The following is a 19,602-nucleotide window of genomic DNA, read 5'->3' as shown; positions in this document are numbered from 1 at the left end:
GCCGAAAATCGCTTAATTTTGCTAATTTTTGAGTCATAATTAAAAACTCCATTTTTAGATAAACAACCATAGCCTAGCACAGAAAAGCTTAAAATAAATGAAAAAATGATTAATTTTTTGCTCAAGATGGCCTTAAATGAGCTTTGGGATAGAGAAACTTGTGGCAAGATATAATTAAGGGGTATTTGGGGAAGAAATTGGATTATGGAAGAACTTTTAGAATTAAAAGCTTTGCTCTTAAAAGGTGATATTAAAGGTTCACTGGCGATTGTAGAAGACCTTGAAGATATGAGCAAAAATGGGATTATTAGCACCATTCGTAGTTATGCTGTTATCTTATTACTTCATTTAATTAAACAACAGGCAGAAAACCGAAACACTCGTTCTTGGGATGTCTCCATTCGCAATAGTGTCCGAGAAATTCAACGCCACAATAAACGCCGAAAAGCAGCAGGATATTATTTAAGTGATCAGGAATTAACAGACACTTTAAACGATGCTTATCTTAATGCTTTGGATGCCGCTTCTTTAGAAGTCGAATCAGGTCGGTATCAATCGGAGCAAATAGAAGCTATAATTGACAAAAATAAACTGATTAGCACTGCTTTTCTTCTGATCAAAAACGTCTCTCCCTAGAAAGATTATGACCAACTCAATCTCTAAAGAACAAGCCCAAGAAATGTTACGTTGGTTAAACAAAAATCGTGACACCGTGATTGATTTATATAAAAATCAATACATTGCTTATAATGAAAAAGGAGTGATTGCTCACGGTGAAAATTTACAGAATGTTCTAGAAGAAGCCAACACAACCAATCAAGAATTTGTCATTTATCTTGTTCCTCGTTGTCGTTATTCTATTCAAATTTTACCCATTCAAGTTTAAAGTAGTTTAAGTTGATTTTGACAACGGCAAAATTCTATGAAAATAACCCTTTATCAACCGACGTTATCGTTATTATTGCTGCTGTTGCTATCCGGTGGTTGTGCAGTCAATCGGGAAAAAGGGAAAACCATCACTCCGCAAGCGTCTCCCCTAGCAGAAATCGTTCCTTGGCAGATGGTCGAACGGGTTACTATTTTAAAAGCCGATCAGGATCCCATCTATGCTTTGGCCATTAGTCCCGATAACTCCTTGCTGCTAAGTGGTAGTTTTGACGGCACGGTTAGGGAATGGGACCTAAAAACCCAAAAACCTCTCAGGACTTGGCAACTAGGTGATACCGTTAACGCTATCCAATTTAGTCCCGATGGTGAGACTTTCGTAACTGCCGATGCGGGGGGAAAAGTGCAACGCTGGAATACGCGCACCGGAAAATTAGAAATGACCTATCCTGGCCATGCTTTTCTCGTTACTGATGCCGCTATTTCTCCCGATGGCAAAATTTTGGCCACGGGTAGCTGGGATCGTACAGTCAAACTCTGGGATTTTCAGACGGGTACACTGTTAAAAACCCTGCGCGGTCATAATCATCCGATTCAGGCGATCGCATTTAGTCCCGATGGTAAAGGAATTGTTAGCGCCGATTACGATGGCTTCGTTAAACTGTGGAAAGTGAGTACCGGTCGCTTTATTCGTGCCTATGCGGGTAATTTATTCCCCGTTTATCGGGTGCTTTTTTCCAAGGATGGTAATACCGCCGGTACTGCTAGTCAAGACGGTTCGATCCGCGGTTGGCAAGTGAAAAGCGGCATCGGCACCACTACTATTCTCGCCCATAACGACGCTGTAACCGATATGGCCCTGCTCGATGGGGGTAAAGTTTTAGCCAGCACCTCCGGGGATGGAACTGTCAAATTTTGGGATGTTAATACCCGTCGGCGCTTGAATACCCTGAAGGGAAACGTCATCCTAAGAATGGTTGCCAGTCATGATGGTCGTTGGTTAGTCACTGGAGATCAAGACGGTGCGATCGCACTGTGGCGAGGAATCTAATTGACTATAATTAAGACTAGAGTGTTTTCTAGGGCGAAATATAGCCATGGCAGCAGTGATTTTAAACTTAGATACAGTCAATCTCAGCGATGAGCAGTTTTACTGTCTCTGTCAAGTTAACCCAGATTGGCAACTAGAAAGAAACGCCCAAGGAGAATTAATTGTCATGCCACCTGTTGGGGGAATTAGCGGCAACCGAGAGGCCGATTTTATTGGTTTACTTTGGTTGTGGAATCGTCAAACCGGATTGGGTAAAGTCTTTAGTTCGGCGACGATTTTTCGTTTGCCGAAAGGCGGATATCGCGCTCCCGATGCCGCTTGGGTGAGTTTAACTCGTTGGCAAGCTCTGAGTCGAGAAGAACAGGAGAAATTTCCGCCTATTTGTCCCGATTTCGTCATTGAACTGCGCTCCCGTAGCGATTCCCTCCCAGAAATTCAAGCTAAAATGCGGGAATATCTCCACAGTGGTTTGCGATTAGGTTGGCTAGTTAATCCTCAACAACAACAGGTGGAAATTTATCGTCCTCAGCAACCCGTAGAAATTATGGAACTACCCGCTAATTTAAGCGGAGAGGATGTCTTACCGGGCTTTAGTCTATTTATCTCTATTTTTGAGTAAAATATAGTCAAGACTGATGTATGATTCTACTTGTAAATTTATCGCCCTGGAATATTCGAGAGATTTAGCCACTTGGTTATTAGGTAAACCTTTGGATTTAACCGAAATTAAACCCTCAGAGTTGTCATTAGAGCCGATAAGAGCCGATAGTTTAATCTTTTTGGAGTCAGAAGAATTAATCTTACATATTGAGTTCCAAACCGACATCTTAAGAATGGTTGCCAGTCGAGATGGTCGTTGGTTAGTCACTGGAGATCGGGACAGTGCGATCGCACTGTGGCGGGGAATCTAATTGACTATAATTAAGACTAGAGTGTTTTCTAGGGCGAAATATAGCCATGGCAGCAGTGATTTTAAACTTAGATACAGTCAATCTCAGCGATGAGCAGTTTTACTGTCTCTGTCAAGTTAACCCAGATTGGCAATTGGAAAGAAACGTTCAAGGAGAATTAATTGTCATGCCACCTGTTGGGGGAATTAGCGGCAACCGAGAGGCCGATTTTATCATTGACTTAGGTATCTGGAATCGTCAAACCCGATTGGGTAAAGTCTTTAGTTCGGCGACGATTTTTCGTTTACCGAAGGGCGGAGATCGCGCTCCCGATGCCGCTTGGGTGAGTTTAACTCGTTGGCAAGCTCTGAGTCGAGAAGAACAGGAGAAATTTCCGCCTATTTGTCCCGATTTCGTCATTGAACTGCGCTCCCGTAGCGATTCCCTCCCAGAAATTCAAGCTAAAATGCGGGAATATCTCCACAGTGGTTTGCGATTAGGTTGGCTAGTTAATCCTCAACAACAACAAGTGGAAATTTATCGTCCTCAGCAACCCGTAGAAATTATGGAACTACCCGCTAATTTAAGCGGAGAGGATGTCTTACCCGGTTTTAGTCTATTTATCTCTATTTTTGAGTAAAATATCCTTAAAACAGAGGTATGATCAGACCTCTGGTAAAAATCAAAAATTGTTGTTAGGGTTAGGAGTCGGTCGTCAGTAGTCAGGGGAAATTTAGGGACTTTTTCCCTGAAAATTGGCTAATTGACCCCCTAAAAATCGGTAAAACCCCACACCCTACACCCTAGGCCTAGGAAAAACTTTTTCAGCAAACCCTATTTAACTATGACCACCGATACTATCACCACTCCCTCACCCAAAAAACTCTGGTTAGCAGCCCTTAAACCACCAATGTATAGTGTGGCGATTATACCGATTATTTTGGGAACAGCGATCGCTTATCAGGAAACAGGTCTATTTTCTCCCCCGGTTTTTGCCACTTTTATCCTCTCAGCTATTTTAATTCTCGCTTGGTTAAATCTCAGTAATGATGTTTTTGATGCCGATACCGGGATCGATGTTAATAAAGCCCATTCGATCGTTAATTTAACCGGCAATAAATCTTTAATTTTCTGGCTAAGTAATCTTTTTCTCTTATTAGGCATCGCTGGCATTTTTGCTATTAGTTATTGGCGAGGCGATTGGATGCTCCTAGAATTAATCGCCCTCTGCTGTTTTTTGGGCTATACCTATCAAGGGCCTCCCTTCCGTCTCGGTTATCAAGGATTAGGTGAAATTATCTGTTTCTTTACTTTTGGTCCCTTGGCGATTGCCGCTGCCTACTATTCCCAAGTCGGTGCTTTTTCTCTCTCTAGTCTAGCGGCTTCAATTATTATCGGGATTACCACTTCTATCATCCTTTTTTGTTCCCATTTCCATCAAGTCGCCGATGATCTCAAAGCGGGTAAAAAATCACCTATTGCCCGTTTGGGTACTTTAAAAGGTTCTAGAGTTTTAACCGTAGTGACGGTTCTCGTTTACGTTTTAACGGTAGTTTTTGTCCTGCTCCAGGTTTATCCCCCTCTCACTCTTTTAATCTTCCTTAGTCTCCCTTTCGCTTGGCAATTAGTCAACCACGTTAACCAAAATCACGACCAACCTCAGCTAGTCAGTAACTGCAAGTTTATAGCGGTTAATCTTCACTTTTTTAGTGGCATTCTCTTCTCCCTTGGCTATTTCCTTGCTTCCCGTTCATAGACCGGATTTTTTTCTTAAACCCCTTGACAAAACCCCATCACTTGACATATACTTATATTCATAATGGGTATCCGTGCCTGCCTGCGAACCCCTCATTTTTAGGTGGGATAGACCGAAAAAAAATCAACCGAATTACTTTTTTCCTCTAGCTACCATCGGTCATCAATATTCAGCATTCAGCTTGTATTTATTCTCCCCATTTCCCCACATCCCCATTTCCCCATCTCCAAACCCGATCGAGTTTGCACTTATTAACGGAAAAGTGACAGAATAGGGGGATAGATCGCCACAAATCAAGGTTAGCATGAGTGAACAGCCCCTCGGATCGGTTATTCAAGGTTCCCTGAGTGAAGGTTTAGAAATCCGTCTTTATCCGGATATTTCGGTAGAAGATATGCGCGTCGGTAAATTTTTAGTGGTGCAAGGCACTCGATCGCGTTTTTTCTGTCTCCTCACCGATGTCTCCCTGGGTAACTCCAGTCCCCGGATTATCGCGAATCCTCCCCATCCCGATGATAGTTTTATGCGCGATGTTTTGGCGGGTAGCGGTACTTATGGTACTATTGAACTATCGCCTATGCTCATGTTTACGAAGTCAGAGGAAGCCCCGGCTTTTCAAGCCGGGGTCTCTCTGACTCCGACTGGAGGTAATTCTCCAGCAGTTTCTGACACTTCCTTAGGTTCTTTTCAACCCCAAACTAGCGCCGATTTAGAATTACTGCCAGTTAAAACTATTCCCGCCCATTTTAGCCAAGTTTATGAAGCTTGTGAGCAGGATTTTCGCATGGTTTTCGGTTGGGAAGATGACCCCACCAGAAAGAATTTTGCTATTGGTCAACCCCTTGACATGGACGTGCCAATATGTATTAATCTTGATCGCTTTGTGGAACGTAGTAACGGTGTTTTTGGCAAATCCGGGACGGGAAAATCCTTTTTAACCAGATTACTAATTTCGGGCATTATTCGCAAACAAGCAGGGGTTAACCTCATGTTTGATATGCACTCGGAATACGGTTGGGAAGCGATGAAAGAAGGGAAGGATGTTTCTACGGTGAAAGGATTATGTCAATTATTCCCCGGACAGGTGGAAATTTATACCCTCGATCCCGATTCTACCAAACGCCGGGGAGTACGAGGAGCGCAGGAATTATTCTTAAGTTATAATCAAATTGAAATCGAGGATATTCGTTTAATCGGTCGGGAATTAGGTATCTCGGAAGCTAGTTTAGATAATGCCAATATTCTCTATAACGAGTATGGAGAATCTTGGATTACTCAGTTATTAAATATGAGTAACGAGGATATTAAAATCTTCTGTACGGAAAAACAAGGCCATGCGGGATCAATCATGTCCCTCCAGAGAAAATTAATGCGTCTAGATAGTTTGAAATATTTAAGAAGTGTTTGTCCCCACAATTATATCGATCAGGTTTTACAAGCTTTAGATGCAGGTAAGCACGTTGTCATTGAATTTGGCTCCCAAAGTAATATGCTTTCCTATATGTTAGCCACCAATATGATCACCCGTCGGATTCATGCTAATTATGTGAAAAAAGCTGAATATTTTTTACAAACTAAAAACCCCGTTGATCGGCCGCAACAGTTAGTGATTACTATTGAAGAAGCTCATCGATTTTTAGATTCTGCCGTGGTGCATCAAACTATTTTTGGAACCATCGCTAGGGAGATGCGAAAATACTTTGTTACTCTCTTAATTGTTGATCAAAGACCTTCAGGAATTGATAACGAAGTCATGTCTCAGGTAGGGACAAGAATCACCTGTTTATTAAACGATGAAAAGGACATCGAAGCCATATTTACAGGGGTTTCTGGAGGGGGAAGTTTGCGATCAGTTTTAGCGAAATTAGACTCAAAACAACAAGCTTTAGTTTTAGGTCATGCGGTCCCTATGCCGGTAGTAATTCGTACTCGCGCCTACGATCAAAAATTCTATGCTGAAATAGGTGCGACCGACTGGCGAGAATTACCCGATGAGGAAGTATTAGCGGCGGCCAAAATTGCCAAAGCCGATCTAGGATTTTAAAGGAATTTATTTGGGAGATTTCTCCAATGGTTCTTCTGGAAAGAAGCAATAAAATCCTCAGTACCCGGAATGATACCAAAAATCTCCTCGGATAATTTCAGCAGTTGAGGATTATTAAAAAGACTATAATATTCGGGATCTTCTCGAAAGGTTTGCCAACGATTAAGAACATCCATTTTCTGCCCTTCTTGTTGATAGGATAAGCCATCAAAGGAACTACCACCAGCAAAATTGGCAACTAACTCTTTTTTCGAGTCATCAAAAGGAATTTGCAGTCTTTCTGTAATTGCTTGCCGATAATTGACATCTGTTAACCATTGATTATAGTTGATTCCCAAACGATAGCGATCAGCACTTTTTTGGTAACTTAGATAAACCTGAGCGTATTTTTCCCAGAGAACAGCAATATTTTTTAAGTTTTCTTTGCCCCATTTTTGATAAATGCTGGCTAATACATTGAAAGGATCCCGCAGAATAACTATAGAAAAAACCTCTTGACTTTTGCCTACCCACTGCTCATGATAGCGATCCATCAAATCGCTGAAATTTTCAATATCTTTTTCCTCAAAGCTGACAATTATCGCCTCTTTGGGATGTTGTTTGAGCTTTTGACCATTAAAGCGTTGATCATTTTTTGAATAAGTGACAATTTCTTTATTAAAGAAAGGATTTCTCTCAAAAAAGAAGTATTTTTTCTTAAAATCCCAGTAGTTAATCCCCTTGCAGTCAATTCTTCCTGTACCTTTGTAAATACGAATTTCCTTTCCTGCTAAATAGCAGTGATTGGCAAAAACTACCTGACCAGGTATCTGGGAAAAAATCCAATTGATAATCGCATGATTACCACTTCTTTTAATGCCAAATACTCGAATTTCTTTATTGTTGATTATGGTTGACATTTGATTGATGACACTAGCAAGAGAAAGTAATTTATCTAAAAACTGTTGGTTCCAAGTTTTTGAGTATAAGAATATACAAAAAATAGGTATATCGATATACTAATCTCGACTGGTAGTGTGACAAAGATCAAATGTGTTTGTCAATGAGTATTTATACTCAAACAATAATCCCTTGATTCTGAGGACAACTCACAGTCAAGGTAATTTTGTCAAAACCTTTTGTTAGAATCAGAAAGCTCGACAGTCTTAACCCTGGATGAAAACTGGTTTCCCTAACTATGCAACAAGGTGATTTAATCGAGATCGAGATTACCGACCTCAACCATACGGGCGAAGGTGTGGGAAAATACCGAGGACAGGTGATTTTTGTGCCGGATACGGTCATTGGCGATCGCATTCAAACTCGCATCACCTATATCAAAAAAAGTCATGCGATCGGCAAACTACAAACTATTCTCCAAGCTTCTCCCCATCGTATCCGTCCCCGCTGCATCGTCGCCGATAAATGTGGTGGCTGTCAATGGCAACACATCGAGGACCAATTTCAGCGCCTAGTCAAAAAAGAGCAAGTACAAGAGGTATTAACCAGAATTGGCGGTTTTAGCGATCCTTTGGTTTATCCTCCCCTCACCGGTAATTCTCCCCTCGCTTATCGCAATAAAGCTACCTATCCCCTCGGATTTTCCCCCACCGGCAATGTGCAAGCAGGTTATTATCGTCGCGGCAGCCATCATCTGATTAATCTCAATCAATGTCCGATTCAAGATCAGGCTTTAAATCCGTTTCTAGCAGAGATAAAACAGGATATTCAGGGTCAAGGCTGGTCAATTTACGATGAAAAGACCCACCAAGGACAATTACGCCATTTATCCCTAAGAATTGGCCGCCACACTGGAGAAGTTTTATTAACCCTGATTAGTACCGATAATAATTTACAGGGAATTGAGGCACAGGCGCAGCAATGGCTGGCAAAATACGCCAATTTAGTCGGTGTAACCGTGAATTATCACCCCGAGCGAGGTAATGCTATTTTTGGCGCTCAGACCACAACTATCGCCGGAAGGGACTATATTACCGAAAAGTTCGCCGGATTAACCTATCAATTGGCTGCCGATACTTTTTTTCAGGTTAATACAGAGGCTGCTGAAGCCTTATTTGCGGTTATTTGTCAGAAATTAGACCTTAAAGGTGAAGAAATTCTCATTGATGCCTACTGTGGCATCGGTACTTTTACTTTACCCCTCGCTAAACGGGTTAAAGAGGTGATTGGACTAGAATACTATAGCTTTTCCCTCGATCGAGCCAAGATTAACGCCCAATTAAATAATATTACCAACACAACTTTTATTTTGGGGGCAGTAGAAAAAACTTTACCGCAACTGACAGTTAAACCCGACATTATTCTACTCGATCCGCCCCGCAAAGGTTGCGATCGATCTGTCCTCGATAGTCTGTTACGGCTGCAAAGTCAACGCATTGTTTATATCAGTTGTCAAAGTGCAACTTTAGCCAGAGACTTGCAATATCTCTGTAAAACAGGCGATTATCAACTGCTAGAAGTGCAAACAGCTGATTTCTTTCCCCAAACTCCCCACGTCGAATGCGCCGCTTTTCTTAGACAAAAAACAGCGAATATGGTAGGATGAAATAGGAGGAAAAACCCGACACTTTAGCCGTTTATGGTCGAAAAGTCAATGGGTAAAGATAATAGCATATTAAAGCCCGTTCCAATCAACTACTTTTTTGATTAATTACCCGCTCAAAGCTGCCTTGATTCTCGATTGGTTTGTAGATCAATCATAAAAATATCTAATCAATCTCAGAGACAGAAAAGGGATAAAATATGACTCATTAGGTATGGCAATCATCGAAAATTTGGGTCTGAAACCCCGTCGTTCTACGACGGCTTTACTGTTAAATATTAGCACATTTACGAAATATATGCTAAAATGTGAGACATGGAAAAAGCCTACTCGTTTCGATTTTACCCAACACCCGAACAAGAGTCGCTATTGCGGCGCACATTGGGCTGTGTAAGATTAGTTTACAACAAAGCTCTCCACGAACGAACACAAGCTTGGTACGAAAAGCAAGAAAGAGTAGGCTACGCTCAAACTTCTTCAATGCTAACCGATTGGAAAAAGCAAGAAGAATTAAACTTTCTCAATGAAGTAAGCTGTGTACCTTTACAACAAGGGTTAAGACATTTACAAACAGCTTTCACTAATTTCTTTGCTGGTCGTACTAAGTATCCTAACTTTAAGAAAAAACATCAGGGAGGAAGTGCCGAATTTACCAAATCTGCTTTTAAGTTCAAAGACAGACAAATCTATTTAGCTAAATGCACAGAACCTTTACCTATTCGATGGTCAAGACAAATACCAGAAAGCTGTGAACCAAGCACAGTAACAGTCAGATTACATCCATCAGGACGCTGGCATATTTCAATTAGATTTGATGACCCAACGATTAAGCCTTTACCCCCAACCGATAAAGCCATTGGAATTGACTTAGGAATTAGTAGCCTCGTGATTACCAGCGATGGCGATAAAGTGTCTAATCCCAAGCATTTTAAGAAACATTATCGGAGACTGCGAAAGGCCCAAAAAAGCCTTTCTAGAAAACAGAAAGGGTCAAAAAATCGGGAAAAAGCAAGAATCAAAGTAGCCAAGATTCACGCTCAAATCACCGATAGCAGAAAAGACCATTTACATAAGCTAACCACTCAATTAGTTCGTGAAAACCAAACGATTGTGGTTGAGAATTTAGCCGTTAAGAATCTGGTCAAAAACCCGAAATTATCTCAGGCAATATCTGACGTTAGTTGGGGAGAAATTACCCGACAATTAGCCTATAAATGCCGTTGGTATGGAAGAAATTACATCGAAATAGATAGATGGTTTCCTAGCTCTAAAAGATGTAGTAATTGCGGGTATATTGCTGAAAAAATGCCGTTAAATATTCGAGAGTGGGATTGTCCAGACTGTGGGACTCACCATGACCGAGATATTAACGCCAGTAAAAATATTTTGGCCGCAGGGCTTGCGGTGTCAGTCTGTAGAGCGACCATAAGACCAGAACAGAGTAAATCTGTTAAGGCAGGTGCGAAAAATCCTTCGGGAAAGAAGCAGAAACCCAAATCGTGAGGTTTGGGAATCGCCGTCCGTTTCACGGCGGCGAGGATGTCAACTAGATCGACGGTTAAGAGACCTTAATCTTTCTGTAAGAGAACAGTCATTGAATAAAAGCTAGAGGTAAAGCGCGTGATTGCTATTTCACTGCCAACAAGCAAACGAAGCTGGAACACCATGAGTTTCGCTTCCACCTTGTATCTTTGTCCGATTTTAGATTTATTGACCGCTAGTATTCCCGAAGAATTAGAACCAGAAATTAGATTAGGATTGCAAGAAGCTTTAGTTAATGCCGCTAAACACGGCAATCATCTCGATCCCAGCAAAACCGTGGTCGTTCACTTTTCCAGCAGTAAAGACGAGTATTCTTGGGTAATTACCGACGAAGGTTGTGGATTTACCCCCCGTTGTCCCCATCATGGCTGTAGTTGCGATTGTCCCAATTTTCCCCCCGAAGAAGCGGAAAATGGCCGAGGACTGTGTATATTATATCAAATCTTCGACCAAGTTCACTGGAATCAAAAAGGAACCCAACTGAAACTTTGTAAACAAATTAAACAGGAACGCTGGTTCACCTAAGGACCATGACCGGGAGAAGGACAGGGAGGAGCAGAAATCGAGCGATCGAGCCAGCCTGTAGCCTGTTGTAGCCGAGGAAGTGCTTCTTCTGGCTGATTATCTAATAAAAACACCAAAGCCGTCCCTAATTGTTCGGCGGCCCGATCATTACGGTTGGCCTTCAGACGATGCCAGTCAATCGGTGCGATCGCCAAACGTGCCGCCAAAATCCGCGCCAATTCCAGGGTAGATAGATCATCAACAGTCTGAGATGAGGAAGAGACAGGGGATGGAATCATAATCAAAAGGTTTCGTAAAACCGTAAAATCGTCTATAACTATAGTTTAGACGCAGGAAATCCCATCGAGTCCATGTCCTTAGAAGAAAACCCCTACCCTAACGATGAATCGGCAGAATTTACCCAAGCGATTGAAGAAGTCGAAGCGGCGATCGCAACACTAAAAGACCGTTATCGACAGATCAACGAAGCAGAACAGCAAAAAAAAGACCTAGAGGCACAATTGAGCCAAATAGAACCCCAATGGCGGGAAAATCCCCTACCTGAACTAGAAAAGGAATTGGTACAAATTCGCGAACAGATTCAAGAATTAGAGGTAATTTTAGAAAGCAATTTACTTAAAGAAGGGGAATTAAAGCGCCTATTCTGGGAAGGAATCCGTCGCGGACTGCTGGGGGAGGTTTTTTGGCAAATTGTCCGCTTTGGTGGTATCGGAGTCTTACTGGGTTGGATTCTGCGATCCTGCAGCGGGTGATTAACTGCACAGGAGTGGGTGTGTTGCCTTGAGAAGCTGATTAGGGTTCAGTTCCATCCAGACGGATTTGACATTTACTGGCATCGAGGTTAGTTAGAGAAGCGAGGTTAGTTAGAGAAGTGTCGTTATAAGTGCCTTGTTTAACTATTCCTAACAGAGAAGCGATAACTATACACTTTCTTTCTTGGTTGGGATAGGGATCGGCGGTGGCATTGGCAGCACGATATAATACGATTATCGCTTGGGTTGCCCGCGGAACAAAGGTTAACCCCGGCACATGACCCCGAAAGGAAAACTGTACCCCCGGACTGCCGCCTAGGGTGGGAAAATTCCTCACCACCATAAATATTTCCTGCGGCAGACTTAAGGAACCCCCATTAGCATTAGCCGCCACTAAACAACCCGGTTCATTGGCCTTTATTTGCTGGTAAACCGTGGGACCAGTGCCAGTCCCGTTAGTAAAATTAATCGTGCAATTCCTCCCTCGACGGATAGCTTGTTTTTGGGCATCCCGTAGGGCTGATTGTATAGAATCGGTGGCTTCTTGGACTTTATTGCTATTTAACCAAGCTAATAAATTAGGTCCGGTTAAGGCGGCAAGAATTCCCGTAATTGCCAAAGCTACCAAAATTTCTAACAGGGTAAAACCCTGATTTTTATGGACATTCAAACGACGCATCGGGAATCACCTCGACAGAACTTCTGGCAATAACATTTTCTTGGTTGCGGTAATCGTTAGCAGTTTGACCCTTTGCTAACTGGACTTGATAATCAATACGGAGACGATGGGGATTAGCCGATTGGTTAGTAATATTAAAAGTTCGATGGAGAGAATATTTTTTACCGACAATTTCTCGTGTTGCTACTAATTGTTCCGTCGGTATAGTAGTGGTGGGGAGAGGAGTATTCGTTAGTTGTCTTCTTAAAGCTGTGGCATAACCCTGAGCGATATTTGTACATACATCATCACTGACATTAGGGTTGGCCGGACTGGAGTTCACATCTAAACTCGAAGCTAAAGCTTTGACATCCTCAAAGTCTTCTTGAATCCAAAAGTTAGCTTTAGCTTGTCTTTCTGCCCGAACTTTATATAAGGCATTCACTGCCATTAACTGTAAGGTTCCTGTTAAGAAAGCGGTAATAGTTAAAATGGCAATGATCACTTCTAACATCGAGAAACCCGACTCGGACGATGACAGTTTTGACTGTATCCCCTTCCCTCTTGATTTCACTTTTCAACCCTCCCCGTTTTTCCTGAAAACCACTGGCTTTTTTTAGCTCTCAACTACAGAGTACCCAGATGATCGGATATTTCTAACTCTAGTCAGGAAATTAATTCCCCGAAAACCCTATTGCTCAAGTGAGTCAGATTGTCTAAACTCTCATGCAGTTAGCATTGTACACTAATCTAGTCTTTGTCTGTGATTACCATCCGCGATCAAGATCACACTTAACCGGTAATATTAGATACACTAACAAGCTTATCCGCCTAAAATAGCAATGCCTACGCCGATTAACAGAATTAATCCGCCATAAATGATTTCTTGGGCTGGTATTTCACCAAAAATGAACACTCCTAACAGACTAGCGGCGATTGGCTCTAATAAAATTACCATGGTTACTATTGTCGGTGCTACCCATCGCAAAGCCCAGTTAAAGCTAGTATGACCGATTAATTGCGGAAAAATCGCCATCATTAACACATAAACATACACGGATAAGGGATAGCTTTTGTTACCTTGACCGAATAAAAAAATAGAAGGTAATAAAGCTAATCCTGCGGTAGTGTAGGCTACAGTTATATAATTCTTAATATTTAAGCCCTTTCTTTGTGCTTCCCGTCCGAGGAGAATATAACCACTAACGAGAATTGCCCCAATTAAAGCCAAGCTATTGCCCAATAAAGGGTTAGGATAAGAACTACTGAGATCTCGATCGGCTAAAACAATCAATAATCCCCCCGTTAGAGCCACAAAAATGCCGATAAAGGTTAATTTAGTCGGTTTTTCTCGAAACCACCACCAACCCAACAGGGAAACCCAGAGAGGATTAGTGGTGACTAAAGTGGTGGAAGCGGCGATCGAGGTGTAGGATAGAGAAGTAATCCAAGTAGCAAAATGGAGAGCTAAACAAAATCCTGCCCCCACTGCGTAATAATAGGCTTGAATAGGGACTTTTTGGCGTGATAAGGTCAACCAGTTCGGAATTAGGACAACAGAAGCCAATATCAGACGGGAAGTCGCTAAAAATAAACTAAATGCGATCGTAGCATTACCTACCGCTTCGATCGCTAACCGGATAAAAATTGCCGATGCAGAAACCGACACCACACCGATAGTTAAGATAAAAATAATTTTGGCGTTAGAAGGAGGCAAAATAGGCTACGCTTACGCGATGATCAATGATGTTATTCACCAGTTATTTTAACCGTAGGCAGGAGTCGGTCGTCAGGAGTCAGGAGATAGGAGTCAGGAGATAGGAGATTATTTTATTTATTCTCCCCACACCCCACACCCCACACCCCACACCCCACACCCCACACCCCATCACCCATTTACTTGATCTATGGAACTACCAGAATTAAATATAGAGACAATTTGGGCGATTATTAACGATGAAATTGACGACGAAACCGTTAATAAATTGGTCTGGCAAAGTTTAGGTTATCGCTACGATGAAAGTCAGGGAAAATGGGATAATAGTCAAGTAGAGGAAGATTGGCGACGTGAATATCCCGAACCCCCGGATTTTATTGCCAATCGTCCTCCAACAGTAAAATTAACTCGCTCGATCTTGCCAGAAAATAAACAATTATTAAAAGATAAATTGGGGTTTACCGGTTATAAAATTGGCGAATTCAATCCCCGCATGACTCGCCGTGCCACCGCCGCTAATTGGTTGTGCTTTTATGGGTTAAAATAGATCAGGAAAGTTATTTTATCAAGCTTCTAGCATGGTCACTATCCCTGTCAAGTCCTCCTCTCATCCCCTAGCATCCTATATTGATCGTCTCACGGCTGGGGAAGCATTGTTAAAAGATACTCCCCAGAATTTGATCGAGGTAGTGGGTATCCTGAAAAGTTACGGAGTGGTGTTAGATGCTTATTCCAAAAATTTAATTTATATTGCGGAAAATCAGTTTTTGGTTTTTTTCCCCTTCTTTAAATATTTTAATGGTCAAGTATCTTGGCAGAAATTACTACAACACTGGTGGCACGATCGCATTAATTTTGAGTATGCTGAATACTGTATGAAAGCCATGTTTTGGCATGGTGGGGGTGGTTTAGATAGTTATGTAGATAGTGCCGCTTTTCGGGAAGTGACAGCCAAGGTTATTCAAGCCAAATTTAGTAATAATCCCCTAGTTTTAATTTTAAATAAAGCCTTTCCTGAATTTTTGCCAGAACAAATGCGGATGATGGCCTACTATAGCGGTTTAGGTCAATTTTGGCGAATTATGGCCGATACTTTTTTAAGTTTATCCGATCTCTACGATGCCGGAAAAATTACCAGTATTCCCGCAGTGGTGGCACACATTAAGAAAAATTTAGTCGATAATGCTAGTAAACCAATTATCTATCAGGTAAAAATCAAAGGACAAACCTATGATCTGATCCCCAAATCGGCAGGATTAACCTTTCTTGCGGATACGGCAATCCCCTACGTTGAGGCGGTTTTCTTTCGCGGAACACCTTTCCCCGGTACAATTTCCTATAATGCCCAAGCCTATCAAATTCCCTACGATCAAGGAATGTTTGCCTATGGTGCTTTGTATGCGGATCCTTTACCCATCGGAGGTGCAGGGATTCCTCCCACACTATTAATGCAGGATATGCGTCACTTTTTACCAGATTATCTGCACGACATTTATAAAAAGAGTTTTCGTCAAGAAGAAGATTTATTAGTCCAGATCTGCGAAACTTTTCAAAAGTCGATGTTTTGTGTAACAACGGCAGCCATTCAAGGATTAGCACCTTACCCTTTAACTACCACAGATTTAAAAGAACAAAAAGCCAATCGCATCTATCTAGAAGCATGGATGAATCGCTTTGTTAAGTCAAGATTAGAAGCGGTAAATCAATAATTATTTTGCCGATAAATCGGTAATTTTTGCATTCAACAAACCCCTTTACATTTATGTCAGATATTAACGTCCAACTTCAGGATATTTTAGCTCAATTGCAATCTTTAACCGAACGGGTTGCCCTCATCGAAGCGCGGCAGATGTTAGTTCCGGACATCGAGCGCTATGGTAAATTACAGCAATTCCTAGCTGAGGGGAACTTTAGGGAGGCAGACGCAGAAACTCTCCGAGTTATCCTCGAAACTGCCGGCAGAACCCGCGATACTTTAACCCCAGAGGATATGATGCGGTTTCCCGTTAATGTGATTCGGGTACTCGATCGCCTTTGGAAAAATTATAGCGGCGATCATTTCGGTTTTAGCAATCAGGTGAAGTTATATTTTGCCGCCGGCGGTAGTATTAACACCCTGCGTACCCAAGACGCGGAAACGATTAGAAAATTTGGGGAATTGGTAGGATGGCGCGACAAAGATGAGTGGCGTATCGATGATTATGATCACTGGGATTTTAGTCTCGCAGCTCCTGAAGGCTGTTTTCCCGCTCTCTGGTGGAAGTCTCCCTACGGGTTAAAAATGGTGACTTTTTGTTTTACTCGCCTGATAGAGTGCGATTTATAGGCAATGAAAGGAATTATCGGCTATTTTCGGGCTTTATTATCCCCCCAATTTGCTCCCACCGGGATAAGAGTGGCTGTAGTAGTGGGGACAATTTTATTGACAATTAACCACGGTTATGCTATAATGCACAGCCTTATAACTGACTTATCTAGGGCCTGCTGAATAAATCTAAAAACCTTGCTGGATAAGACTTTTAGCCTTTTTTGAAATCCAAAAGTACCAGATATGGGAGTGATCAGGGGGAAATTCAGGTACTTTTTCCCTGAAAATTAGGTAATTGACCCCCTCAAAATCGGTAAAACCCCACACCCTACACCCTACACCCTACACCCTGCCCCTAGGAAAAACTTTTTCAGCAGACCCTAGCTAGGATTTGATAGCTGCGATCGCTCTCTTTTCAGTAAGGCACTCGCGAGAAAAATGCCCAGTATTGCCAATACAGCCATAGCATAAAAAGCATAAGTGTAAGTACCGAACCAATCGCGAATTCTACCGGTTACTAAAGTTCCGATCAAAGCACCAACACCGTAGGCAGTAAAAACAATACCGTAATTTTGGGCGTAGTGGTCAGGATTAAAGAAGTGGAGAGTGGTAGCGGGAGCTAGGGCTAACCATCCCCCTAAACAGAACCAAAATAGACAAAAAGCCACTAGATAGCTAGTAACCGCCCCTTTTTCAGCCTTGACCATCAACAGACAACCGATCAAAATGAGTGTATAGGCCCCGATCGCTAAATAATGGGGTTTCCAGCGATCGCTCAACCAACCGAACAAAGGACGACTAATACCATTAAACAAGGCAAATAGAGCAACACTACTAGCCGCTAACCCCGGATCAATCTGAATAATTTCCTCAGCGACGGGACTAGAAATACCGATGGCACTCAAGCCAATTAAAGCACCAATAGCATAGCAAAGCCATAAGCCATAAAATGAGCGACTTTTCAGCATATTCACTGGATAATTGGCCGGAAAGTCGGATTTTCGATTAGCTAAATTTGCGGGAGGTTGCCAGTCTTGAGGGGGTAATTTCATGGCGAGGGCAATAATCACAATAATTATTGTAAAGATAATCCCCAAAAATCTTAAACTTGGTCTAACGCTATATTCATTGATTAATCGATTGGCTAAAGGTGCGGTAATCAGGGGAGAAAGGCCAAATCCGATGATAGTTAAACCCACCGCTAAACCTTTTTTGTCGGGAAACCAGCGTGCCACCACTGCCATGGGAACACCGTAAGCGATGCCGACTCCTGTGCCGGCAATGACTCCGTAGGTCAGAATAATTGTCTGGATCTGAGCGGCAAAACTAGCGAGAATATAGCCTAAACCGACGATAATTCCGCCGATAGCGGTCATCCTGCGAGTGCCTACCCGGGGGATATAAAAACCGGCGATCGGCATAGAAGCGGCATAAAATACTAAAGCCACAGTGTAGGGTAATAGGCTTTCCGTGGCGCTGAGATTTAACTCTGTTTCTAGGGGTTTTCTAAAGATACTCCAAGAGTACACCGTCCCTAAACAGAGTAAAACACCCATTCCTAGAGGTATTAATAACCATCTACCTTTGGCTGCGGGTAATCCCAAAACTGTCAACTCGGAATCATAATTACTGTTAGTCATAGATCGCCGTGACTCTTTCTAGACTTGTCTGGCCAGTATTCTAGATGAGGTCATGGCTAATGGGGCAAATTTTCCAGAAAATTTTCCGATTAAAATGAGGGGCGAATTATTTCGCCCCCCTTTAAAAGTTTCCCCCCATCTATAGCTGAGGGACTTCTGACGAACTTTAACTAAACTGCTGCGAAGTAAACTTTTGACTTCACAGGATCGGGAACCATGGTAGCATCGCCTTCTTGCCAACCGGCGGGACAAACTTCATCCGGATGGGATTGGACGTATTGAATCGCTTTCAGAGTGCGGAGGGTTTCATCGACACTGCGACCAAAGGAAAGATTATTAATAGTAGCGTGTTGGATAACACCTTCTTTATCGATGATAAAGAGACCGCGCAGGGATACCCCCGCATCTGGGTCAAGAACATTGTAAGCGGTGCTGATTTCTTTTTTTAGATCCGACACCAACGGATAGGCCACATCACCGACACCGCCCGATTTTCTCTCGGTTTGAATCCATGCTAGGTGAGCAAATTCGCTATCGACGGACACCCCTAAAATCTCGGTGTTGATACTGCTAAATTCGCTAACTCGATCGCTGAAAGCGGTAATTTCCGTGGGGCAAACAAAGGTAAAATCGAGGGGATAGAAGAATAAAACGACGTATTTACCCCGATAATCCGATAATTTGATGGTTTTGAACTCTTGATCGAAAACGGCGGTCGCGGTGAAATCCGGCGCCGCTTGTCCGACTCTTAAGCAACCTTCGGCGGTCATACTTTTAATCTCCTTAATCTAGTTTCTGGGAAAATGCAACTATTTTTACATTCCTTAACAACTATATCATAGTCATAACGATTTTGAGTAGTTGGCCGTTAGTTGGGGATTGGGAAGGTTATAAGCTGTACTGAATTTAAACTGCGTAGGGGAAATTTTAGTACAAATGCTCGAACTGCCTATCGCTTTTCTGGAACTTTCGGAAATCCCTGACCGAATCCAGATTCTGAAACTCTTGGTTGACAAGTGATCGCTAACTTTTTTTCTAATAAAAACTCAAATTTCGGGTTTCTGTTAGTTAGCGATAGCTTGAAGGCTTACCCCATAAGAGAGCTAGAGTTTAGAGACTGTAAGACTTTTGCCAGAGTCCTGAAAGAGGGATAGATAGACCATTAATTGCGTTGAATAACTGGACTTCCCCCATACAGAAATACTAAAAAATCAACAAAACCCTTACTGCAGGTCGCTTCTCAGAAAAAATTGAAAAGACGCTACTGGGTACATTTTCCCCTTGAAAATGGC

22 protein-coding genes and 1 pseudogene are annotated in these 19,602 nt (G+C 42.2%); 16 read left to right on the top strand and 7 right to left on the bottom strand.

The genetic code is table 11. The annotated features are described in order from the left end of the window. Window positions 1-204 precede the first annotated feature (204 nt). The 8 genes and pseudogenes from H6G48_RS21460 to H6G48_RS21425 all read left to right on the top strand — a co-directional run bounded on the left by H6G48_RS21460 (window position 205) and on the right by H6G48_RS21425 (window position 6,626). Window positions 205-636, top strand: a complete 432-nt coding sequence (locus H6G48_RS21460) for a DUF29 family protein (protein WP_190723126.1) — start codon at window positions 205-207, stop codon at window positions 634-636. A gap of 7 nt (window positions 637-643) precedes the next feature. After that, window positions 644-886: a DUF5678 domain-containing protein gene (locus tag H6G48_RS21455; RefSeq protein WP_190723125.1), complete on the top strand. Its 243-nt coding sequence runs from the start codon at window positions 644-646 to the stop codon at window positions 884-886. Window positions 887-922: 36 nt separating this feature from the next. Next, window positions 923-1,936: a WD40 repeat domain-containing protein gene (locus H6G48_RS21450; protein ID WP_190723124.1), complete on the top strand. Its 1,014-nt coding sequence runs from the start codon at window positions 923-925 to the stop codon at window positions 1,934-1,936. 46 nt (window positions 1,937-1,982) lie between these two features. Beyond that, window positions 1,983-2,555, top strand: a complete 573-nt coding sequence (locus H6G48_RS21445) for a Uma2 family endonuclease (protein ID WP_190723123.1) — start codon at window positions 1,983-1,985, stop codon at window positions 2,553-2,555. Between the two features lie 16 nt (window positions 2,556-2,571). Next, window positions 2,572-2,760: pseudogene (locus H6G48_RS21440) on the top strand (hypothetical protein); the annotation flags it as partial. 133 nt (window positions 2,761-2,893) lie between these two features. Beyond that, on the top strand, window positions 2,894-3,466 hold the full coding sequence (locus H6G48_RS21435; RefSeq protein WP_061433010.1) for a Uma2 family endonuclease: 573 nt from the start codon (window positions 2,894-2,896) through the stop codon (window positions 3,464-3,466). 204 nt (window positions 3,467-3,670) lie between these two features. After that, complete coding sequence (menA, locus tag H6G48_RS21430; RefSeq protein WP_190723122.1) at window positions 3,671-4,582, top strand: 2-carboxy-1,4-naphthoquinone phytyltransferase; 912 nt, start codon at window positions 3,671-3,673, stop codon at window positions 4,580-4,582. 304 nt (window positions 4,583-4,886) lie between these two features. Then, window positions 4,887-6,626 carry a helicase HerA domain-containing protein gene (locus H6G48_RS21425; protein WP_002798228.1) on the top strand — a complete coding sequence of 580 codons (1,740 nt, stop codon included), beginning with the start codon at window positions 4,887-4,889 and terminating at the stop codon, window positions 6,624-6,626. Here the strand turns inward: H6G48_RS21425 and H6G48_RS21420 are convergent. Continuing rightward, window positions 6,623-7,525 (bottom strand): hypothetical protein, encoded by a 903-nt coding sequence (locus H6G48_RS21420; RefSeq protein ID WP_002763688.1) that lies wholly within the window; start codon window positions 7,523-7,525, stop codon window positions 6,623-6,625. The genes H6G48_RS21425 and H6G48_RS21420 overlap by 4 nt on opposite strands. 278 nt (window positions 7,526-7,803) lie before the next feature. On the opposite strand from H6G48_RS21420, the gene rlmD reads away from it, so the two are divergent. The 3 genes from rlmD (at window position 7,804) to H6G48_RS21405 (ending at window position 11,235) form a co-directional block, all read left to right on the top strand. Then, the gene (rlmD, locus tag H6G48_RS21415; protein WP_190723121.1) at window positions 7,804-9,171 is read left to right on the top strand and encodes a 23S rRNA (uracil(1939)-C(5))-methyltransferase RlmD; all 1,368 of its coding nucleotides are present in this window, start codon (window positions 7,804-7,806) and stop codon (window positions 9,169-9,171) included. A gap of 312 nt (window positions 9,172-9,483) precedes the next feature. Next, entirely contained in the window at window positions 9,484-10,671 is a 1,188-nt protein-coding gene (locus H6G48_RS21410) for an RNA-guided endonuclease InsQ/TnpB family protein (RefSeq protein ID WP_190723120.1), read from the top strand. A 162-nt stretch (window positions 10,672-10,833) separates the two neighbouring features. After that, window positions 10,834-11,235: an ATP-binding protein gene (locus H6G48_RS21405; RefSeq protein ID WP_190723119.1), complete on the top strand. Its 402-nt coding sequence runs from the start codon at window positions 10,834-10,836 to the stop codon at window positions 11,233-11,235. Here the strand turns inward: H6G48_RS21405 and H6G48_RS21400 are convergent. After that, entirely contained in the window at window positions 11,232-11,513 is a 282-nt protein-coding gene (locus tag H6G48_RS21400; protein WP_190723118.1) for a DUF6439 family protein, read from the bottom strand. The two genes, H6G48_RS21405 and H6G48_RS21400, sit on opposite strands and share 4 nt — an antisense overlap. Before the next feature lie 72 nt (window positions 11,514-11,585). Between H6G48_RS21400 and H6G48_RS21395 the strand changes: the two genes are divergently transcribed. Continuing rightward, complete coding sequence (locus tag H6G48_RS21395) at window positions 11,586-11,987, top strand: sll0565 family protein (protein WP_190723117.1); 402 nt, start codon at window positions 11,586-11,588, stop codon at window positions 11,985-11,987. A 40-nt stretch (window positions 11,988-12,027) separates the two neighbouring features. Here H6G48_RS21395 and H6G48_RS21390 read toward each other — a convergent pair whose 3' ends face one another. The 3 genes from H6G48_RS21390 to H6G48_RS21380 form a co-directional block, all read right to left on the bottom strand. Beyond that, entirely contained in the window at window positions 12,028-12,666 is a 639-nt protein-coding gene (locus tag H6G48_RS21390) for a prepilin-type N-terminal cleavage/methylation domain-containing protein (RefSeq protein WP_190723116.1), read from the bottom strand. Further along, complete coding sequence (locus H6G48_RS21385) at window positions 12,644-13,159, bottom strand: type 4 pilin (RefSeq protein ID WP_190723115.1); 516 nt, start codon at window positions 13,157-13,159, stop codon at window positions 12,644-12,646. The genes H6G48_RS21390 and H6G48_RS21385 overlap by 23 nt, the downstream gene beginning before the upstream one ends. A 309-nt stretch (window positions 13,160-13,468) precedes the next feature. After that, window positions 13,469-14,362, bottom strand: coding sequence for a DMT family transporter (locus tag H6G48_RS21380; RefSeq protein WP_190723114.1), 894 nt, complete (start codon window positions 14,360-14,362; stop codon window positions 13,469-13,471). A gap of 190 nt (window positions 14,363-14,552) precedes the next feature. Between H6G48_RS21380 and H6G48_RS21375 the strand changes: the two genes are divergently transcribed. The 4 genes from H6G48_RS21375 to nrtS are packed head-to-tail and all read left to right on the top strand — an operon-like array spanning window position 14,553 to window position 16,850. Beyond that, a complete protein-coding gene (locus H6G48_RS21375) occupies window positions 14,553-14,909 on the top strand; it encodes a DUF1823 family protein (RefSeq protein ID WP_190357956.1) in 357 nt (118 codons plus the stop codon). Window positions 14,910-14,940: 31 nt separating this feature from the next. After that, the gene (locus H6G48_RS21370; protein WP_190723113.1) at window positions 14,941-16,071 is read left to right on the top strand and encodes a CO2 hydration protein; all 1,131 of its coding nucleotides are present in this window, start codon (window positions 14,941-14,943) and stop codon (window positions 16,069-16,071) included. 53 nt (window positions 16,072-16,124) lie between these two features. Further along, window positions 16,125-16,688 carry a GUN4 domain-containing protein gene (locus H6G48_RS21365; protein WP_002798240.1) on the top strand — a complete coding sequence of 188 codons (564 nt, stop codon included), beginning with the start codon at window positions 16,125-16,127 and terminating at the stop codon, window positions 16,686-16,688. Window positions 16,689-16,691: 3 nt separating this feature from the next. Further along, entirely contained in the window at window positions 16,692-16,850 is a 159-nt protein-coding gene (gene nrtS, locus H6G48_RS27570) for a nitrate/nitrite transporter NrtS (protein ID WP_423202553.1), read from the top strand. A gap of 200 nt (window positions 16,851-17,050) precedes the next feature. On the opposite strand, the gene H6G48_RS21355 is transcribed toward nrtS, so the two are convergent. Together H6G48_RS21355 and H6G48_RS21350 are read right to left on the bottom strand one after the other, a co-directional pair. After that, the gene (locus tag H6G48_RS21355; RefSeq protein ID WP_190723112.1) at window positions 17,051-18,310 is read right to left on the bottom strand and encodes an L-lactate MFS transporter; all 1,260 of its coding nucleotides are present in this window, start codon (window positions 18,308-18,310) and stop codon (window positions 17,051-17,053) included. A gap of 170 nt (window positions 18,311-18,480) precedes the next feature. Further along, on the bottom strand, window positions 18,481-19,080 hold the full coding sequence (locus H6G48_RS21350) for a peroxiredoxin (RefSeq protein ID WP_002752469.1): 600 nt from the start codon (window positions 19,078-19,080) through the stop codon (window positions 18,481-18,483). Between the last annotated feature and the right edge of the window lie 522 nt (window positions 19,081-19,602).

The organism is Microcystis flos-aquae FACHB-1344 (assembly GCF_014698375.1).
GTDB classification, from domain to species: Bacteria; Cyanobacteriota; Cyanobacteriia; order Cyanobacteriales; family Microcystaceae; genus Microcystis; species Microcystis aeruginosa.
Note: the sequence above shows the minus strand (reverse complement) of the source record. Positions and strands in the feature narration are given on the sequence as shown.

Excerpts from the sequence above, each read along its gene's own strand:
- H6G48_RS21350 (WP_002752469.1), bottom strand. The coding sequence starts at position 19,080 with ATGACCGCCGAAGGTTGCTTAAGAGTCGGACAAGCGGCGCCGGATTTC.
- H6G48_RS21450 (WP_190723124.1), top strand. The coding sequence starts at position 923 with ATGAAAATAACCCTTTATCAACCGACGTTATCGTTATTATTGCTGCTG.
- H6G48_RS21400 (WP_190723118.1), bottom strand. The coding sequence starts at position 11,513 with ATGATTCCATCCCCTGTCTCTTCCTCATCTCAGACTGTTGATGATCTA.
- H6G48_RS21405 (WP_190723119.1), top strand. The coding sequence starts at position 10,834 with ATGAGTTTCGCTTCCACCTTGTATCTTTGTCCGATTTTAGATTTATTG.
- H6G48_RS21355 (WP_190723112.1), bottom strand. The coding sequence starts at position 18,310 with ATGACTAACAGTAATTATGATTCCGAGTTGACAGTTTTGGGATTACCC.
- menA (WP_190723122.1), top strand. The coding sequence starts at position 3,671 with ATGACCACCGATACTATCACCACTCCCTCACCCAAAAAACTCTGGTTA.
- H6G48_RS21455 (WP_190723125.1), top strand. The coding sequence starts at position 644 with ATGACCAACTCAATCTCTAAAGAACAAGCCCAAGAAATGTTACGTTGG.
- H6G48_RS21375 (WP_190357956.1), top strand. The coding sequence starts at position 14,553 with ATGGAACTACCAGAATTAAATATAGAGACAATTTGGGCGATTATTAAC.
- H6G48_RS21420 (WP_002763688.1), bottom strand. The coding sequence starts at position 7,525 with ATGTCAACCATAATCAACAATAAAGAAATTCGAGTATTTGGCATTAAA.
- H6G48_RS21390 (WP_190723116.1), bottom strand. The coding sequence starts at position 12,666 with ATGCGTCGTTTGAATGTCCATAAAAATCAGGGTTTTACCCTGTTAGAA.
- H6G48_RS21385 (WP_190723115.1), bottom strand. The coding sequence starts at position 13,159 with ATGTTAGAAGTGATCATTGCCATTTTAACTATTACCGCTTTCTTAACA.
- H6G48_RS21395 (WP_190723117.1), top strand. The coding sequence starts at position 11,586 with ATGTCCTTAGAAGAAAACCCCTACCCTAACGATGAATCGGCAGAATTT.
- nrtS (WP_423202553.1), top strand. The coding sequence starts at position 16,692 with ATGAAAGGAATTATCGGCTATTTTCGGGCTTTATTATCCCCCCAATTT.
- H6G48_RS21425 (WP_002798228.1), top strand. The coding sequence starts at position 4,887 with ATGAGTGAACAGCCCCTCGGATCGGTTATTCAAGGTTCCCTGAGTGAA.
- H6G48_RS21365 (WP_002798240.1), top strand. The coding sequence starts at position 16,125 with ATGTCAGATATTAACGTCCAACTTCAGGATATTTTAGCTCAATTGCAA.
- H6G48_RS21445 (WP_190723123.1), top strand. The coding sequence starts at position 1,983 with ATGGCAGCAGTGATTTTAAACTTAGATACAGTCAATCTCAGCGATGAG.
- H6G48_RS21410 (WP_190723120.1), top strand. The coding sequence starts at position 9,484 with ATGGAAAAAGCCTACTCGTTTCGATTTTACCCAACACCCGAACAAGAG.
- H6G48_RS21370 (WP_190723113.1), top strand. The coding sequence starts at position 14,941 with ATGGTCACTATCCCTGTCAAGTCCTCCTCTCATCCCCTAGCATCCTAT.
- H6G48_RS21460 (WP_190723126.1), top strand. The coding sequence starts at position 205 with ATGGAAGAACTTTTAGAATTAAAAGCTTTGCTCTTAAAAGGTGATATT.
- rlmD (WP_190723121.1), top strand. The coding sequence starts at position 7,804 with ATGCAACAAGGTGATTTAATCGAGATCGAGATTACCGACCTCAACCAT.
- H6G48_RS21435 (WP_061433010.1), top strand. The coding sequence starts at position 2,894 with ATGGCAGCAGTGATTTTAAACTTAGATACAGTCAATCTCAGCGATGAG.